Below are 15,874 nucleotides of genomic sequence, written 5' to 3'. Positions count from 1 at the left end.
CGGTTCGTTGGCAGGCACCCCGTAGCATGGTCGCCCGGCCCGACAAGGATAAGCCGCCGTTTCGCGCGGATCACGTGGGCAGCTTGCTGCGCCCGTCCGATCTGCTCCAGGCCAGGGAGCGGAAGGAGAGGGGAGAGCTTACGGAGCACGAGCTACGCGTCGTCGAGGACAGGTGCATTCGCGACGTCGTGAGGCTCCAGGAAGATCTCGGGTTACAGGGCGTGACTGACGGAGAGTACCGGCGCACGCTGTGGCACGCGGATTTCCTCCGGTGCATCGAGGGTGTCGTCGTCCGCGAGGGGGTGCTGCCGGATTCCGGACGGGATTTTCAGGGCGCCGGCGAGAGCGTGCAGCGCTCGCCGACCCGCTTCGAGACCGTCTCGCGACTCAGGCGGCCGCGCGGCATCGAGACGGAAAACTTCAAGTTCCTCAAATCGGTGACCCGGCGCACGGCCAAGGTCTGCATTCCCTCGCCGTCGTTGCTCCATTTTCGCGGCGGGCGCGGCGCGGTCAGCCGCGCGGCCTATCCCGACATGGAAGAGTTCTTTTCAGACCTCGCCCGGGTCTATCGGGAGGAGATCGCCGAGCTGGCGGCGATCGGTTGCACCTATCTGCAGATCGACGACACCAACCTCGCGTACCTCTGCGACCCCCGGATGCGGGAGAACGCGCGCAGGATCGGCGAGGATCCGGACAGGCTGCCGTCGCTCTACGCGCGCCTGATCAACGACTGCATCGAGGCGCGGCCGGCGACGATGACCGTGTGCGCGCATCTGTGCCGGGGGAATTTCCAGAGCGCGTGGGTGGCCGAAGGCGGTTACGATCCGGTGGCGGAGGTTCTGTTCAACGAGCTGAAGGTGGACGGCTATTTCCTGGAATACGACACACCCCGGGCGGGCAGCTTCACGCCGCTTCGCTACCTGCCGCGAGGCAAGCGGCTGAACCTCGGCCTGGTCACGACCAAGGTCGGGGCACTGGAGCGCGCGGACGACTTGAAGCGGCGCATCGACGAGGCGGCGCAAATCGTGCCCATCGAGCAGCTCGGCATCAGCCCCCAGTGCGGGTTTTCCAGCACCGTGCTGGGAAACAAGCTGACCATCGAGGAGCAGATCGCCAAGCTCGAGCTGGTCGTCGAGGTGGCGCACGACGTCTGGGGATTCCCGTGAACCGGCCGCCGCAGGCGCCCGCCGGTTCGGGGCGATCGCCCAACCGGCGCTGACCCAGAAAGAAGCGCGCGGGAAGTTTCTCCGGCGGTTACGGCGACGTCCCGAGGAGAGTACCCGTGCGACACCGATGTGCCGCGCACCCGCCTCGCTCCTTCCCGAGATGGCTGAAAAGAACAAAGGCCTGATCCTGGCATCGGGGCAAGAATCGTTCTGGCCCCATGTAGGTCCGATCGTTTTTCTCGCCGGGATCTTCCTCATCAACTTTGTGGCCCGGATCGTCCTCTCGCCGCTCCTGCCGGCCATCGAGCGTGAGCTCGAAATGAGCCACACCCAGGCGGGTTTGCTCTTTTTCTTGATCTCGGGGGGATATCTGGTCGGGCTGATCCTTTCGGGCTTCGTCGCCGCCGGCCTCACACACAAGAGCACGATCGTGGTTTCGACCGCCGGGACAGGGGCGGCGCTGCTGGCCAGCGCTTCGGCCAGCCATCTCCCGCTCCTTCAGCTGGGGCTCTGCGCCTTGGGCTTCGCTACGGGTCTTTACATTCCGTCGGCGATCGCGACGATCACCGCGCAGATCGATCCGCGCCACTGGGGCAAGGCGATCTCGGTGCACGAGCTGGCGCCGAACCTCGGTTTCTTCACCGCGCCGTTCTTCGCGGAGCTTTTCCTGCGCCGCGGCTCCTGGCGCGCGGCGCTCGCGACCCTGGGCGCCGCCGCGGTCGCGGCGGCCGTCCTGTATGCACGCTACGGCCGGGGCGGAGAGTTTGCGGGAATCTCGCCGCGCTCGAGCGCGCTCCGCCTCCTGGTCGGTCTCCGATCGTTCTGGATCATGCTGTTGCTGTTCGCCTGGGGCATCAGCTCGACGATCGGGGTTTACGCCATGCTGCCCCTTTACCTCGTGAGCGAGCGCCAGATCACTCCAAGCTGGGCCAACGCCCTGGTCGCGTTCTCACGATCCTATGGGCCGGTCCTCGGCGTGTTCGGCGGGTGGGTCACGGACCGCCTGGGAGTGAAGCGTACCCTGGTCGTGAGCCTGACGTTCACCGGGGCGCTCTCGTTCCTCCTCGGACCGGCATCCGATCGCTGGCTGGCGGTCGTGGTTCTGCTCCAGCCGCTTCTGGCAGTCTGGTTCTTCCCCGCGGGGTTTGCCGCGCTCGCCCGCATCACGCCGCCCCAGGCGCGCAATCTCGCCGTCAGCTTTGCGGTGCCGTTCGGGTTCCTGGTCGGCGCCGGCCTGATTCCGACGCTGATCGGCCGGATGGGGGATGCAGGCTCGTTCGCGCTGGGATTCAGCATTACCGGAGCATTGATCCTTTCGGGAGCCGGCCTCGCGCTTCTGCTGCAGGTTCCGGGGGAGCGCCAGGCGGGGGAGTTGTCCTGACCCGCGGTGGGGTTTATAAAATGGCCCGATGATGACGTTCGAGGAGCTCGCCGCATGTCTGCGGGAGAGCAACCGGATCGTGGTCTTTACGGGAGCGGGGATCAGCACCGAATCCGGCATCCCCGACTTCCGCAGTCCGGGAGGGTTGTGGACCCGATACCGGCCGATCACCTTTCAGGAATACGTCAGCAGCGAGGAAGCGCGTCTCGAATCCTGGCGCAGGCGGCTCGAGAGCTACCGGACCTACCGCGAGGCCGTTCCGAACCTTGGCCATCACTTCGTCCGGAGCCTCGAAGCCAAGGGTAAGTTGATGGGCGTGATCACCCAGAACGTCGACGGCCTGCATCGGATGGCCGGGCTGCCTGATGAAAAGATCGTGGAGCTGCACGGCACCTACCGCCGTACAGTTTGCCTCGCCTGCGGCAAGGATTTCGAAACCGACGAGATCATGAGGCGACTGACCGCCGATTTTCGTTCGCCCACGTGCGACGCCTGCGGCGGAATCCTCAAGCCCGCGACGATTTCCTTCGGCCAGGCGATGCCCCAGGACGCCATGGAGCGGGCGCGCCGGTGGACCGAGCGCGCGGACACGTTCGTCGTGATGGGCTCGTCGCTCCAGGTTCAGCCGGCGGCGTCTTTCCCGCTGCTTGCCAAACGCAGCGGCGCCCGGCTGGCGATCGTCAATCGCGAAGCGGGACCGCTCGACGAGCTCGCCGATTTCGTTCACCACGGTGAAATCGGCGAATTTTGCCGGCGGTTGATCGCTTCGATCTCGGATGGGTGAGAGCCGTCGCGCGGGCGGCGCGATACCTTCCCGCGCGGGCGGGAGTGGCCGTCAGCTTCCCTGGCTCGCCTGGACCTGAGCCCGGATGTCCTTGCGGGTCTCGTAGCTGATGATCTGGATCTTTTCAGCCGGCCCCGAGCGGTTGCCCATCATGATCATCGGCCCGGAGCCCGTGTTTTCCAGCTGGTAGAAAGAGCCGCCGGTAATGAGCGCCGCCTGCCCGGGCTTGAGCGTCACCCTGCCGCCGTCGGGAAAGCTCATGGTGCACTCGCCTTCGATGACCACGAAGGTCTGGTCGGCGTTGTGGCAGTGCATCTCATCTTTCTGTCCCGGCTTGTAGTAGTGCATCCAGGCGTGAAACCGGGGAGTGTTGAAAACGTTCTTGCGCCGTTTCTCCTGGTGTCCCAAGGCGACCAGATCGATGATTTCGATGCCCATCGGCTCCTCCTTCCCCGAGGTGGATTTCCGCCCATCCTGCAACGCGCACCCGGTCTTGTCAACCGCGTCAGAGCACCGCGATCACCTCGACCTGAAACAGCACTTCGCCCCGCAGCTCCGCCTTGATCGCGTGGCGCGCCGGCCGGTTGTGCTCGTCGGGAAACATTCGGAGCCAGGCCTTGTTGACGGCGTCGCGATACCTCTCTTCTCTGAGAAACACGGTCATATGGCCGATGTTCTCGGGTGTTCCGCCGGCGGCGTCCATGAACAGCCTGAGATTCCGGAACATCGTTTCGGCCTGCTCGTCGGGGTCGGAAGGCAGAATTCCGGTCGCAGCGTCCCTGCCGGAAATCGCCGAAGAAAATATAAGGTTGCCCACCACGGCGCCGTTCGGTATGGGCGCGCCGTGCTCCATGCCCTTGACGTGAATGCTCGTTCTCCGCGTCATGACCGCCTCCTTCCCGGGTTTGGCGCTCTCATAGCACGGGCGGGGCGTCCGGCGCAAAAACAGCGGCGTTTGCGGTGAGCGGGTTCCGCCGCGGGACGGCTAGTTCTGTCTCCTGCGCACCGCGTCTTGCTCTCTCACAAAACCGGGCGGGCGTCCATGCCTGGAGCGAATCTCGAGCCAGCCGTTGCGCGAGGAAACCACGTTGATCCTGGTTCCGGGGTCGATGTTGGCGATGAGTTGAGAGTTCTCAGCGGGCTCGCTGAAAACCTGGGTCGGTCGGATCACCTCGTACAGTGTTCCCGCGGCCGGAGCGGGGCTTGCGGAGCCCCTTGTCTCACCGCCGGCGCTCCTCGAGCTGCGCGTCTGCCGCAGGGGCTCGTTTTTCAGAGGTTTCGGCGGCTCGGAGAAGGGCGGTTTTTCGTCCCGGACACGGCCGGGGAGCGACGCGCTTGCGGGCGGCTGTTCTTCGGGGAAGCGGGCGATTTCAGGCTGCCCGGCATTCATGGGGGGTGACGCGTCGTCGCCGGAAGTCAGAAAAAAAACGGTTGCCACTGCGGCGGCGACAACGAGAACTCCCAGGGCGCCAACGGCCCCGTAACGCCGGAACCCGTGCGCCGGTCGGCCGCGGTCCAAGTGTTCGGCGCCGTGGCCTGCGGGCGGCTCTTCGAGAGCACCTGCAGGGCCTGCCGCGGTTGCGCCAGGCATCGTCTCGGGGGACGACGAAACGCCCTGTCCCGGAAGCGACTCGAGAAGCCGAGCAATTCCCGAAAGCTCGTTCTCCAGGATACGCCAGTCCTCTCCGAGCGCTTGCCCCCGGGCACGAAGCAAATCGACCTGCCGCTGGAGCGCTTCGAGGCGACGGCGGTTGTCCTCGTCCTCGGAGACCCGTTGACGCCAGCGCTCGAGCTCGGCTTCGACGCGTTGCTTTTCGGCGAGCGCCTCCCCGTAGGCCGCTTCGAGCTGCCGCAGGCGCGTGCGGGCAGCATCGGCTTCACGGGCTTTCTCCTCGCTTGCGCCGAGGCGCTGGCGCATCTCGGCCAGCGCCGCCTCCAGCTTTTGCTTTTCCTCGGTGAAGCCGGAGGCGCGCGATTCCATGTCAGCCAGGCGTTGCTCCGCCGCCGCGAAGTCGCGCAGCCGCGCCTCGGCGATCTCCAGCCGCGTCCTTAGCGCGGCCACCTCGTTGGCGTGCTCCTCTTCTCGGGCAGCGCTCTGCTGCCGCGCCATTTCCGCTTCGTGGAGCCGGGATTGGCGTTGCTCGAGCTCCGCCGAAAGCTGGGCCACTCTCGCTTGCAGCTCGCCGACGGTCTGCTCGCGGCGCCGACTTTCGGCTTCAGCGGAAGCAAGGCGCGACGCGGCGGCTTCGAGCCCGGCCGCTTTGCGCTCGCTGGCTTCCAGGCGGCCCGAAAGGAGCTCCAGCTCCCGGCGTAGCTCCCGGTTCTGCTCCCGCAGCGCGGTCAGCTGGCTCTCGTGCTCCGGACTCTCAGCGGACCCGGGTGGGCTCTGGGTGGCATCCGGGCGAGCCTCTTTCAGGTTCGCGATCTGCGTCCGTGCCTTCTTGAGCTCGCGTTCCGACGCGATCAGAAAAGTCGCGAGCAGCCCGATCGTCGCGCCGGCGGAAATCAGTATCCAGACGAGCATTGTTTCCATCTGCGTCTCCTGCTTTGCCTTCCACGCGGTCTCCTCGGGGAGCAAGCTTTCGTCGCGGGTTTCCCCTCCCTCCCGCGGTAGCCTGAGGATCAATTTGGGCTACGCCAATTCCATGCCAAGAGGGTACGGCGTGGCTGCCGACTGTTAAGTCTTCGTTTGCCTGAGGCTTTTTTCGACCCGAGGAATCCGCCGGCGTGGTTCGGCGGCGCGAACCATGAAACAAAACCGTAATTGGCGGTGAAATCCGTCGTCCGGAGGGCCTGGGTCAAGTTTTGATCTGCACCGTAACCTCGGTTTCCACCGGGGCCTCGTTGCTCAGCGACGCCACACCGACTGCAGCTCGGGCGTGCTCGCCCCGGTCGCCCCAGAGAGCGATGAATAGATCCGAGGCTCCGTTGACGACCTGGGGCATCTGAACAAAGCCGGGCGCAACGTTGACGTAACCGATCAGCTTCACGATTCGTTCCACGCGGTCGAGATCGCCGAGCGCGGCCTTGATGATCGCGAGGTGATTCAGAGCGCAGCAACGCGCCATCTCGTAAGCTTGCTCGAGCGTAACCGAGCCGCCTACCTTGCCGGAGTACTTGAGCGGCTGGCCGTTCAACCGCCCGATGTTCCCGCCGACGAAGAGCAGGTTGCCGACCCGGACCGAGGGGATGTAGTGCGCCGCGGGCTTCGGCGGAGACGGCAGAGCCAGTCCGAGGGCGGCAAGCTTCTTCTCTATTTCCATGAAAACCTCCTGTGCCCGAAGCGTTCGGTCGGAAGCAGGCGCGAGGGAGCGGGCGGTCGCTGTCGTTCACCGCTCGGACATCGGCTTCACCATGCCGGAGTCGACGTACCCGGGCTTGTTGCCCCGCTTGGAAACGACCTTGAACCACCCTTTCTCCTCGTCGACGACGTGAATCTTCGTGCCCTTGGCGACCTCGGCGACGACCGGATAATGGAGACCCGGCCCGCTACGGACTTGAGTATTGGCCAGCGTCTCGTAGCTTCCTTCCACCGACCGCGCGGGGGGTTCCGGCTCGTCGCCGGTTGCGGGCTCCAATGCCGCCAGCTCGACGAATCCAGGCGGGTTGCCTTTTTTTGAGACGATCAGGGCCCAGTCGCCGTCCCGGCCGACCACGTACACCCGCGCCTTCCTGGGAACTTCGGCGACGGGGCGGAACTGGGGCCCCGGTCCGGTTCGGACGCGGGTGCCCTCCACCGTGACATAGGGGCGCATCTGAGCGTTGAGATCGGGAAGATCGTCGCGGCCGGCGCTCTGTTCTGCTTTCTTGCACGCCGACATGCTCAACAGAACGACCAGGAATGCCAGCGACGCCCATGACTTCCGCGCGGCAATCATTTTTCGTCCTCCGTCAAGAAACGATAACGCACTATTATACACGTTCCCGAGCCGCAAACTGAGCGAAAAAAGCTTCCCTCCGGAGCAAACGACCACCTCGAACCGCGTGGCCGAACGGACGGCGCGCCCGGAGGGCCGGCCTCGCGCCGCCGGGAAGCACCGCCTGCTCAATAGTGTTCGAGAAAGTTCTTGAGCAGAATCTTCCCGCCTTCGGTCAGGATGGATTCGGGGTGGAACTGGACCCCCTCGACCGGCCAGCTTTCGTGGCGGACTCCCATGATCACGTCGTCGGTTCGGGCGCTGACCCGGAGCTCTGCGGGAAGGGTTCCGGGATCGATGACCAGCGAATGATAGCGCATCGCGGCGAACGGATTGCGAAGCGAGCGAAAGATCGTGCGCCCGTCGTGCGCGACGTCGGAAAGCTTGCCGTGCATGAGCGTGGGAGCCCGCACGATTTTTCCGCCGAAGGCAGCGCCGATGCACTGGTGGCCGAGGCAGACGCCGAGGATCGGAGTCTTTTCACCGAATCGGCGGATCACGTCGCAGGAGATTCCCGCTTCGGCGGGAGTGCACGGTCCGGGCGAGATCACGATCTTCTCCGGACGGAGGGCGGCGATCTCGTCGAGCGAGATCCTGTCGTTGCGAGCGACCCTGATCTCGGCTCCGAGCTCGCCGAGGTAGTGGTACAGGTTGTAGGTAAACGAGTCGTAATTGTCGATCAGCAGGATCACGATGCGCTCCACTGCTCGGCGAGATCGACGGCCTTCAACATGGCGCGCGCCTTGTTCAAGGTTTCCTCGTACTCCAGAGCCGGGTCCGAATCGGCGACGATCCCCGCGCCGGCGTTGATGAAGGCTTTTCCATCCTTCATTACGATCGTCCGGATCACGATGCAGGTGTCGAGGTTGCCGTTGTACCCGAAATAGCCGATCGCTCCCGCGTAGAGCCCGCGCTTTTCCGGTTCGAGCTCGCCGATGATCTGCATGGCCCGGATCTTCGGAGCCCCCGAGACGGTTCCGGCCGGGAAGGCGGAGACGAAAAGATCAAAAGGGCCCTTGTCGCGGGCGAGCTTGCCGCGGACGTTGGAAACGATGTGGATGACGTGCGAGTAGCGCTCGATCGCCATCAGCTCGTTGACCTCGACCGTGCCGATCTCCGCAACCCGCCCCACGTCGTTGCGCCCCAGGTCGACGAGCATGATGTGCTCGGCCCGCTCCTTGGGGTCGGCGAGCAGGTCGGCTTCGAGCTCTCGTTCCTCTTCGGGCGTGGCGCCGCGCCGCCGGGTGCCGGCGATCGGACGGAGCTCTATCGTGTCGCCGGTGAGTCGCACCATGGTTTCCGGCGAGGAGCCGATCACGCGCAGGTCCTCGAGCTCCAGGTAGAACATGTAAGGCGAAGGATTGATGACGCGAAGCGCGCGATAGATCTCGAACGGATCGCCCGTGGTCTCGGTCTCCAGCCTCTGACACAGCACGACCTGGATGATGTCGCCCGCCCGGATGTATTCCTTGGCTCGAGCCACCGCCCGCTCGAAACCCTCGCGCGTAAGGTTGGATCGAAACTTCCGGTCGCCTTTGCCCTCCCGGGCCAGGTCGCGCGGCTCGATGCCGCGAGGCTTGCGTTTGAGAGAATCGATCACCTTGCGGATGCGCTCGGTCGACTCGCGGTACGCTTTCTCGAGAGAGGTGCGACCGTCGAGGCTGACGTTGTCGATGACCTTGATGGTGTGCTTGAGGTTGTCGAAGGCCACCAGGGTACGCGTGAAGATGAAGAAGATCTCGGGCATGCCCAACGGGTCGGGCTTGTCGTTGGCGATCTCGTGAAATTTCTCTACCGCGTCATAGGCGACGTAACCCAGAGCCCCACCGAAGAACGGCGGCACGCCGGGCACCGTCACCGGTCGGCAGCCCTTCAACAGCTCCTCCAGGGATTTCAGCGGGGTCTCGGTAACGAAGCTCCTTTTCTTGGCTCCTTCGATGATTTCGACACGGTTTCCGCGCGCTTTAAAGATCCGGTAGGGGCGCGTCCCCAGGAACGAGTAACGGGCCCAGCGCTCGCTCCCCTCCACGCTTTCCAGCAGGAACGCGTAGCGGTCGCGCTCGAGCCGCTTGAAAAACGACAGCGGGGTTTCCAGATCCATCAGGAGCTCCTGATAGATGGGAATCAGGTTGCCCTCCCGGGAGAGCCGGCAGAATTCGTCAAAACTGGGATGGACCATCGCTCGAAAATAAAAAGGGCCATAAGTTTTCACCTATGGCCCTTTCCCGATCTTTCGGATGAGCGGAGTCAGCCATGGTGAAGACGGCGCGGCAATTCCCGGCGCCGCCAGCCCCAAACGAGCCTTTGCATCGGCTGAATCCGCATGGTGCCCATTATGCCGCGCGGAGTGTGCACCGTCAACCGGGGGCGGCGATCAAACAGCGGTTCATGAAAGGCTTCTATGCGGGAGGGTTTTCTCTCCTTCGGGCCGGAGTCGTTTCCTCGGCCACGGGCTCTACGAGGGAATTTGACATCGGGACGTCGCTAAGTTAGGTTAAAACGCTTTTTTGGAAGAGTCGGATCCGGCTTCGCGCACGGGGAGGGGGAAGATGGTTCGACGCGAAAAGTCGAATTACGTGATCCAATCGGTCTCGCACGCTCTGGATGTCCTGGAGCAATTCAGCGGTTCCGTGGACGAGATCGGCGTGACGGAGCTGAGCAAGCGTTTGAAGCTCCACAAGAACAACGTCTTTCGTCTGCTGGCGACCCTCGAGGCGCGGGGCTACATCGAGCAGAACCGCGTGACCGAGAACTACCGGTTGGGCCTGCGCTGCTTGCAGCTCGGGCAGACCTTCATCCAGCAGATGGGATTGCTGACCCAGGCGCGCGCTGCGCTGCAACAGCTGGTCGCCCACACAAGGGAGAGCGCTTTCGTGGCCGTCCGGAAGGATTCGGCTATCGTGCCGCTGGATTTCGTCGAGCCGGGACGGCCGGTACGGGTGGTATCGTTTCTCGGGAGCCGGCTTCCGCCCCATGCGACCGCCGCGGGCAAGATCCACCTGGTCTTCGATCCTGACGGCGGGGTCAAGCAGGCTCTCCCCGAGCGCCTCGAGCGTTTCACGGACCACACGGTCGTGGAGCGCGGCGCCTTGCTCGAGCAGATCAAAGAAATCAAGGAACGCGGGTGGGCCGTCGAGCGCAGCGAGTTCCTGGAGGACGTCGCGTCGGTGGCCGTTCCCGTGCGGGACTACACACGCTCGCTCGTGGGCAGCCTCGCCGTCGCGGCGCCGAGTCATCGTCTGACGAGCGAGCGGATCAAGACGGAAATCGTCCCGATGGTGCTCGAAGCGGGGCGCGCTCTCTCCAAGCGTCTGGGATTTCCCGGATAGGCGACTTTGCGGCTCGTAGCGGCTCTCCGCCGGCGGACGCGTGGCCGCGCCGCGACCGCTGCGCGACCGGACTCTGCCGGTCTTGCGTGGGCGCGTATCATGAAACACGGAGGTCTGTGAAATCGGATGCTGAGCGCAATTGAAAAGATCGCCTTCCTCTTGCTGGCGGCCGGCTCGGCCTACCTGGGCGGCAGAGGCTTTTACGACGTCTATCGCGCGATCGCGCGCGGCAGGCCCGACGACCGTTTCACCCATCTTTCCGAGCGGATCCGGCGCGCTCTGGTCATCGTGCTGACGCAGCAGACCGTGCTCAAGACCCGCCCCGTGGTCTCTGTCCTGCACGCGATGGTCTTCTACGGATTCGTTTTTTATTTTCTCGTCAACCTGGTCGACGTCCTCGAGGGATTTTCCTCTTTTCACGCTCGGGGCGGCCCATGGAACCTGTTCAACGTGCTCGCGGATGTTTTAACCGCGGCGGTGCTGCTCGGCATGGCCGGCCTCGTCGCCCGGCGGTGGTGGGTGCGGCCGGCCGATTTCGACTTTCCCGCCAACGTTCCGGTTCAGGAATCGGTGCGGCCCGGCATCCGGCGGGATTCGACGATCGTCGCGGCGTTCATCCTGTTTCACGTCGGCTGCCGCCTCTTTTTCAAGGCGACGCAGGCGGCGCTCGAGGGCAGCGATCCGTTCCTGCCGGTGAGCTCACTGGCCGCCAGCCTCTTCGCCGGCGCGCCCGCCGGGCTGGTCCAGGGGCTCAACCATTTTTTCTGGTGGGGAGCCCTCGGCTCGATTCTGGTGTTCATTCCCTATTTCCCGCGCTCCAAGCACATCCATATCTTCATGGCGCCGATCAATCTGGCCCTGAGGAAGGAAAACCCAGGGACGCTGCAGCCGATGGATTTCGAGAAGGAGGAGGTGTTCGGCGCCTCCCGCCTCGAGGAGCTGGCCTGGCCTCGGCTCCTCGACGCCTACAGCTGTATCATGTGCAACCGCTGCCAGGAGGTCTGCCCGGCCACCACCACGGGAAAAGCCCTGAGCCCGGCGGCGCTCCTCATCAACGAGCGCTTCGAGATCAACCGGATCCTTCCCGAGTTCGCCTCGGGGAAAGAGAGCCCGCGGCCGCTCTTGGAATTCGCGCTCAACGAGGAGGCCGCCTGGGCCTGCACGACCTGCAACGCGTGCATCGACATCTGCCCGGTCGGCAACGAGCAGATGCTCCACATCATCGATATCCGGCGCGAGCGGGTGCTGGGGGCGGCGGAGTTTCCCGCGGGGCTCAAGAACGCCTTCAACCACATGGAGCGGGCGGGAAACCCGTGGGGCATGGCGGCCGAGGAGCGCATGGCATGGACCAAGGGGCTGCCGTTTGCGGTCCCGACCGTTGCGGAAAACCCCGATCCCGACGTCCTCTATTGGGTCGGATGCGCCGTGGCCTTCGATCCGCGGGCGCAAAAGATCGCCCGCAGCATGGCCCGGCTCCTCGACGCGGCGGGCATCAACTGGGCGGTGTTCGGCAAGGAGGAGAAATGCACCGGGGACGCCGCCCGGCGCAGCGGCAACGAGTACCTGTTCGCCGAGATGGCGGCGGCGGCGGTCGCCGCCCTCGACGAGGTCAAGTTCAAGACGATCGTGACCACCTGTCCCCACTGCTTTCACACCATCGCCAACGAGTATCCGCAGTTCGGCGGCCGTTACACCGTCCGGCACCACACGGATTTCATCGCGGAGCTGCTGCGCGAGGGAAAATTGCCGCTCGACGGGGCCGACGCACGAAACGTAACCTACCACGACCCGTGCTATCTCGGCCGGCATAACGGGATCTTCGATCCGCCCCGGGCGGCCATCGAGTCGGCCGGCGCCCGGCTCGTCGACCCGCCGCGAGCGCGGCGGTCGAGCTTCTGCTGCGGCGCGGGAGGCGGTCAGTTCTGGAAGGAGGAGGAGAAGGGCAGGGAGCGGGTGAGCACCAACCGCTACCGCGAGCTCAAGGCCACCGGCGCCGCCGCCATTGCGACCGGCTGCCCGTTCTGCATGCGCATGCTGGTGGAGGAAGCTGCAAAGGAGGAAACCGGCGCGCCGGAGATTCTCGACATCGCCGAGATCGTTGCAGGCAGGCTCCGGCCCGGCGGCGTATGAGGATCCGGCAGGCCAGGGCTGTGCGTCACGGGGCGGCGGCGCTGATCGCCGCCGCCGTGCTGTCCACGGCGGGCTCGTGCCATCCCCAGCCCCGGGTGGTGATCGAGACGCGAAACGGCCGCGAGGTCGCCTTCGAGGTGGAGATCGCCGATACGCCGGCCAAGCGCGAGCTAGGATTGCAGTATCGGCGGGAGCTCGCCGAAGGCCGCGGCATGCTCTTCCTCTTTCCGGAAGAGCGGGAAAACTCCTTCTGGATGAAAAACACTCCGATTCCGCTGGACATGATCTTCATCGGAGGCGATCGGAGGATCGTCGGGGTCGTCCACCGGACCACGCCGTTTTCGCTGCAGCCGCAGGGGGTGGGGCTCCCGAGCCGCTTCGTTCTCGAGATCAACGCGGGATTGGCGCGGCGCTACGCGATTGAGGCGGGCGACCGCGTCCGCTTCGAAGGGATCGCTCCCGAGAAGGTCCGGGAGTGACCGCTGGCTAGATCTCGCTGAAGAAGTACGGCCGCACGGGCTCGAGCCGTTCCTCGTAAGAGTCCGGGTACAGGAACCACAGTGTCGCCGCGAGGCTGCTCAGCAGGGAATTGCCGTCCTGCGGCGTGAAGCAGGTGCCAATGATCTCGCGGTCCCCGCGCATCGCGAGACTCTGCGCCACGATCACCGTCTGGTTCAGAATCCGGCCGAACAAGCCGTGGTCGCGGCCGAAGGAAAAGACCGAGGCCGAAGATTTCTTGTTGGTCAGCGCCACGCGCCCGTTTCCCTTCAACCGCCGCATCAGCTCGTCCTGCGTGATGCCGCGGCGCAGCTTCAGGTTGAAGTGGATCGTGTGCATGTACTGGGTATTGATCTTCAACGCCGAGGAATAGATGTTCAGGTCCAGCCCCAGCGTCTTGAACAGGTAATGAGCGTCCCGCCCCTGGTGCGTGCCGAATTGCTTGTCGTCGTGCTTGCCCACTTCCGGGGCGGGGATGAATTCACCCTCCTGGCTCAGGTCATTGGCCCGCCGCATGCAGACGAACCGCCCCTCTTCGAGGTTGTCCTCCTTTTCAGGCCCTAAAGCGATCGTATCGATGAGCACGGCGAGATTGTGCGTGTTGCAGCTGACGACCTGGATAAACTGGTCTTCGCCCCTGACCAGGGCCCTGTCGTTGATGCCGCGGGCGTACATCTTGCCGAAACCGAACTCGCTTCCTTGGGCGATAAAGCCCCGGCCGTTTGCCGTGAAGCGGTTGTAGATTTTCTCCTTGTTTTCGTTGCCGACGGGAGTGCAGTCGATCACGACACTGGCCCGCTCGATCGCTTCCTCGGCCTCGAACGACGGGTTCATCCCCATATCGACGAACTTTTGCCACGCGCCCTTGTCGACGCAGAGCCTGGCCCCTTTCTTTCCCAGCACGATGACCTTGGAGCGATCCGTGAGCAGGGGCGTCCGCTTGTGAAACGTCACCTCGTCGATCCCGAATTGTTCGCGAAACGTGGCCAGGATGCCGATCAGCGGCTCGCCGATGGTGCCGGTTCCGACAATATGCACGATTTTCTTTTGCGCCATGGGGGTCACCTGCCCGTTTTTTTGGAAGGGATTCTAGCCCAAGGATGGGGGCCATTCAACCCGCGTTTCGCGCCCCGTGCGGTTCCCGACGAGGCTCCCTTTAAGGCGCTCTTGCGCCATGCTAAATGTAGAGGGCGAGGCGGTTCCATGGCGCAGCAAGAACTCGTTCCCGCTCGGGCCTTTTTCGACGAGAACTTCGGCATCGGGGCGCGCGACCTCGAGCGCGTCATCGCCGCCGCGTTGGGCCGGAAAGCGGATTACGCGGACCTCTATTTCGAATATCGCAAAAACGAGGGAATCAGCCTGGAAGAGGGGCTGGTCAAGAGCTGCACGCAATCGACGGCGAACGGCGTCGGAGTGCGCGTGCTCGCCGGCGCCAAGACCGGATACGCCTTTACCGACGACATCACGGTCCAAAATCTGGAGATTGCCGCTCGGACCGCCCGCTACATCGCCCAGAACCAGCCCTCCCGTGCGCCGGCGCGGGCGACCGGACGGAAAACGGAGGCCCACGACCTCTATCCGGTCAAAACGCCGGCGAACGACGTTCCGCTGGATCAAAAGATCGCTCTGCTGTACGAGATTGACCGCTACGCGAGAAGCCTCGACGGACGGGTGAAAAACGTCTTCGTCTCTCTCGCCAACGAGTACAAGATCGTCCTGATCGCCACCTCCCAGGGTACCGTCGTCGGCGATCTCCAGCCGCTGACCCGCCTCAACGTCAGCTGCATCGCGGAAGAGCGCGGCAACCGCCAGGTGGGCAGCTTCGGCGGCGGCGGCCGGGTCGAGTTCGGTTTTTTCATCAACGCCAGGGACTACGAGCGCTACGCCCGCGAGGCGGTGCGGCAGGCGCTGGTGAACCTGGAAGCCGGAGAGGCGCCCGCCGGAACGATGGACGTGGTTCTGGGGCCCGGCTGGCCGGGCATCTTGCTCCACGAAGCGGTCGGCCACGGGCTGGAAGGGGACTTCAACCGCAAGAAGACCTCGGCGTTCACGGGACGGATCGGCGAGAAGGTGGCCTCCGAGCTGTGCACCGTGATCGACGACGGAACGATCCCGTGGCGGCGAGGCTCGATCAACGTCGACGACGAGGGGACGCCGACGCAGCGCACGGTCCTGATCGAGCGCGGGGTGCTGAAAGGTTACCTCCAGGACCGCCTCAATGCTTCGCTGATGGGGATGGCCCCGACAGGCAACGGCCGACGCGAGAGCTACGCTCACATTCCGATGCCGCGGATGACGAACACCTTCATGCTGGCGGGCGAGACGCCGCCGGAGGAGATCATCCGCTCGGTCAAGAAAGGGCTCTACGCGGTTTCCTTCGGCGGCGGCCAGGTCGACATCACGAGCGGGAAGTTCGTTTTTTCCGCAAGCGAAGCCTACTTGATCGAGGACGGCAAGGCGACCCGCCCGGTCAAAGGAGCGACGCTCATCGGCAACGGTCCGGACGTTCTGACCCGGGTGACCATGGTGGGAACCGATCTGAAGCTCGACGAGGGAGTCGGGACCTGCGGGAAAGACGGACAATCGGTGCCGGTGGGCGTGGGGTTGCCGACGATCCGGATCGACGGGCTGACGGTGGGGGGGACGAGGGCGTGAGAGCAATGCAGGGT

15 protein-coding genes are annotated in these 15,874 nt (G+C 64.6%); 7 read left to right on the top strand and 8 right to left on the bottom strand.

Annotation, left to right across the window (positions count from 1 at the left end; translation table 11 throughout):
- Positions 1-26: 26 nt before the first annotated feature.
- From VNN77_17470 to VNN77_17460, 3 genes are all read left to right on the top strand, one after another.
- On the top strand, positions 27-1,166 hold the full coding sequence (locus tag VNN77_17470) for a 5-methyltetrahydropteroyltriglutamate--homocysteine S-methyltransferase (GenBank protein HXG53190.1): 1,140 nt from the start codon (positions 27-29) through the stop codon (positions 1,164-1,166).
- A 160-nt stretch (positions 1,167-1,326) separates the two neighbouring features.
- Entirely contained in the window at positions 1,327-2,547 is a 1,221-nt protein-coding gene (locus VNN77_17465; protein HXG53189.1) for an MFS transporter, read from the top strand.
- Between the two features lie 28 nt (positions 2,548-2,575).
- Positions 2,576-3,331, top strand: a complete 756-nt coding sequence (locus VNN77_17460; protein HXG53188.1) for a Sir2 family NAD-dependent protein deacetylase — start codon at positions 2,576-2,578, stop codon at positions 3,329-3,331.
- 51 nt (positions 3,332-3,382) lie between these two features.
- On the opposite strand, the gene VNN77_17455 is transcribed toward VNN77_17460, so the two are convergent.
- The 7 genes from VNN77_17455 to trpE form a co-directional block, all read right to left on the bottom strand.
- Positions 3,383-3,769, bottom strand: a complete 387-nt coding sequence (locus VNN77_17455; GenBank protein ID HXG53187.1) for a cupin domain-containing protein — start codon at positions 3,767-3,769, stop codon at positions 3,383-3,385.
- Between the two features lie 67 nt (positions 3,770-3,836).
- Positions 3,837-4,217: a RidA family protein gene (locus tag VNN77_17450; protein ID HXG53186.1), complete on the bottom strand. Its 381-nt coding sequence runs from the start codon at positions 4,215-4,217 to the stop codon at positions 3,837-3,839.
- Between the two features lie 99 nt (positions 4,218-4,316).
- A complete protein-coding gene (locus VNN77_17445) occupies positions 4,317-5,864 on the bottom strand; it encodes a hypothetical protein (GenBank protein HXG53185.1) in 1,548 nt (515 codons plus the stop codon).
- A gap of 265 nt (positions 5,865-6,129) precedes the next feature.
- Positions 6,130-6,594 carry a RidA family protein gene (locus VNN77_17440; GenBank protein ID HXG53184.1) on the bottom strand — a complete coding sequence of 155 codons (465 nt, stop codon included), beginning with the start codon at positions 6,592-6,594 and terminating at the stop codon, positions 6,130-6,132.
- A 66-nt stretch (positions 6,595-6,660) separates the two neighbouring features.
- On the bottom strand, positions 6,661-7,209 hold the full coding sequence (locus VNN77_17435; protein ID HXG53183.1) for an SH3 domain-containing protein: 549 nt from the start codon (positions 7,207-7,209) through the stop codon (positions 6,661-6,663).
- A gap of 167 nt (positions 7,210-7,376) precedes the next feature.
- Positions 7,377-7,940, bottom strand: coding sequence for an aminodeoxychorismate/anthranilate synthase component II (locus tag VNN77_17430; GenBank protein HXG53182.1), 564 nt, complete (start codon positions 7,938-7,940; stop codon positions 7,377-7,379).
- Positions 7,937-9,427 (bottom strand): anthranilate synthase component I, encoded by a 1,491-nt coding sequence (gene trpE / locus VNN77_17425; GenBank protein HXG53181.1) that lies wholly within the window; start codon positions 9,425-9,427, stop codon positions 7,937-7,939. Before trpE ends, VNN77_17430 begins: the two co-directional genes overlap by 4 nt.
- Before the next feature lie 370 nt (positions 9,428-9,797).
- On the opposite strand from trpE, the gene VNN77_17420 reads away from it, so the two are divergent.
- The 3 genes from VNN77_17420 to VNN77_17410 all read left to right on the top strand — a co-directional run bounded on the left by VNN77_17420 (position 9,798) and on the right by VNN77_17410 (position 13,186).
- Positions 9,798-10,577, top strand: coding sequence for an IclR family transcriptional regulator (locus VNN77_17420; GenBank protein ID HXG53180.1), 780 nt, complete (start codon positions 9,798-9,800; stop codon positions 10,575-10,577).
- 126 nt (positions 10,578-10,703) lie between these two features.
- Positions 10,704-12,707 carry a (Fe-S)-binding protein gene (locus tag VNN77_17415; GenBank protein ID HXG53179.1) on the top strand — a complete coding sequence of 668 codons (2,004 nt, stop codon included), beginning with the start codon at positions 10,704-10,706 and terminating at the stop codon, positions 12,705-12,707.
- Positions 12,704-13,186 carry a DUF192 domain-containing protein gene (locus tag VNN77_17410; GenBank protein HXG53178.1) on the top strand — a complete coding sequence of 161 codons (483 nt, stop codon included), beginning with the start codon at positions 12,704-12,706 and terminating at the stop codon, positions 13,184-13,186. Before VNN77_17415 ends, VNN77_17410 begins: the two co-directional genes overlap by 4 nt.
- Positions 13,187-13,193: 7 nt before the next feature.
- Here the strand turns inward: VNN77_17410 and VNN77_17405 are convergent, their stop codons facing one another.
- Positions 13,194-14,261 carry a hypothetical protein gene (locus tag VNN77_17405; protein ID HXG53177.1) on the bottom strand — a complete coding sequence of 356 codons (1,068 nt, stop codon included), beginning with the start codon at positions 14,259-14,261 and terminating at the stop codon, positions 13,194-13,196.
- A 147-nt stretch (positions 14,262-14,408) separates the two neighbouring features.
- On the opposite strand from VNN77_17405, the gene tldD reads away from it, so the two are divergent.
- Positions 14,409-15,860: a metalloprotease TldD gene (tldD, locus tag VNN77_17400; protein ID HXG53176.1), complete on the top strand. Its 1,452-nt coding sequence runs from the start codon at positions 14,409-14,411 to the stop codon at positions 15,858-15,860.
- Positions 15,861-15,874: the final 14 nt, after the last annotated feature.

It is taken from the genome of Candidatus Zixiibacteriota bacterium (assembly GCA_035574315.1).
Taxonomy (GTDB): domain Bacteria; phylum Desulfobacterota; class Binatia; order UBA9968; family UBA9968; genus DATLYW01.
Note: the sequence above shows the minus strand (reverse complement) of the source record. Positions and strands in the feature narration are given on the sequence as shown.

Excerpts from the sequence above, each read along its gene's own strand:
- VNN77_17470 (HXG53190.1), top strand. The coding sequence starts at position 27 with ATGGTCGCCCGGCCCGACAAGGATAAGCCGCCGTTTCGCGCGGATCAC.
- VNN77_17465 (HXG53189.1), top strand. The coding sequence starts at position 1,327 with ATGGCTGAAAAGAACAAAGGCCTGATCCTGGCATCGGGGCAAGAATCG.
- VNN77_17460 (HXG53188.1), top strand. The coding sequence starts at position 2,576 with ATGATGACGTTCGAGGAGCTCGCCGCATGTCTGCGGGAGAGCAACCGG.
- VNN77_17455 (HXG53187.1), bottom strand. The coding sequence starts at position 3,769 with ATGGGCATCGAAATCATCGATCTGGTCGCCTTGGGACACCAGGAGAAA.
- VNN77_17450 (HXG53186.1), bottom strand. The coding sequence starts at position 4,217 with ATGACGCGGAGAACGAGCATTCACGTCAAGGGCATGGAGCACGGCGCG.
- VNN77_17445 (HXG53185.1), bottom strand. The coding sequence starts at position 5,864 with ATGGAAACAATGCTCGTCTGGATACTGATTTCCGCCGGCGCGACGATC.
- VNN77_17440 (HXG53184.1), bottom strand. The coding sequence starts at position 6,594 with ATGGAAATAGAGAAGAAGCTTGCCGCCCTCGGACTGGCTCTGCCGTCT.
- VNN77_17435 (HXG53183.1), bottom strand. The coding sequence starts at position 7,209 with ATGATTGCCGCGCGGAAGTCATGGGCGTCGCTGGCATTCCTGGTCGTT.
- trpE (HXG53181.1), bottom strand. The coding sequence starts at position 9,427 with ATGGTCCATCCCAGTTTTGACGAATTCTGCCGGCTCTCCCGGGAGGGC.
- VNN77_17420 (HXG53180.1), top strand. The coding sequence starts at position 9,798 with ATGGTTCGACGCGAAAAGTCGAATTACGTGATCCAATCGGTCTCGCAC.
- VNN77_17415 (HXG53179.1), top strand. The coding sequence starts at position 10,704 with ATGCTGAGCGCAATTGAAAAGATCGCCTTCCTCTTGCTGGCGGCCGGC.
- VNN77_17410 (HXG53178.1), top strand. The coding sequence starts at position 12,704 with ATGAGGATCCGGCAGGCCAGGGCTGTGCGTCACGGGGCGGCGGCGCTG.
- VNN77_17405 (HXG53177.1), bottom strand. The coding sequence starts at position 14,261 with ATGGCGCAAAAGAAAATCGTGCATATTGTCGGAACCGGCACCATCGGC.
- tldD (HXG53176.1), top strand. The coding sequence starts at position 14,409 with ATGGCGCAGCAAGAACTCGTTCCCGCTCGGGCCTTTTTCGACGAGAAC.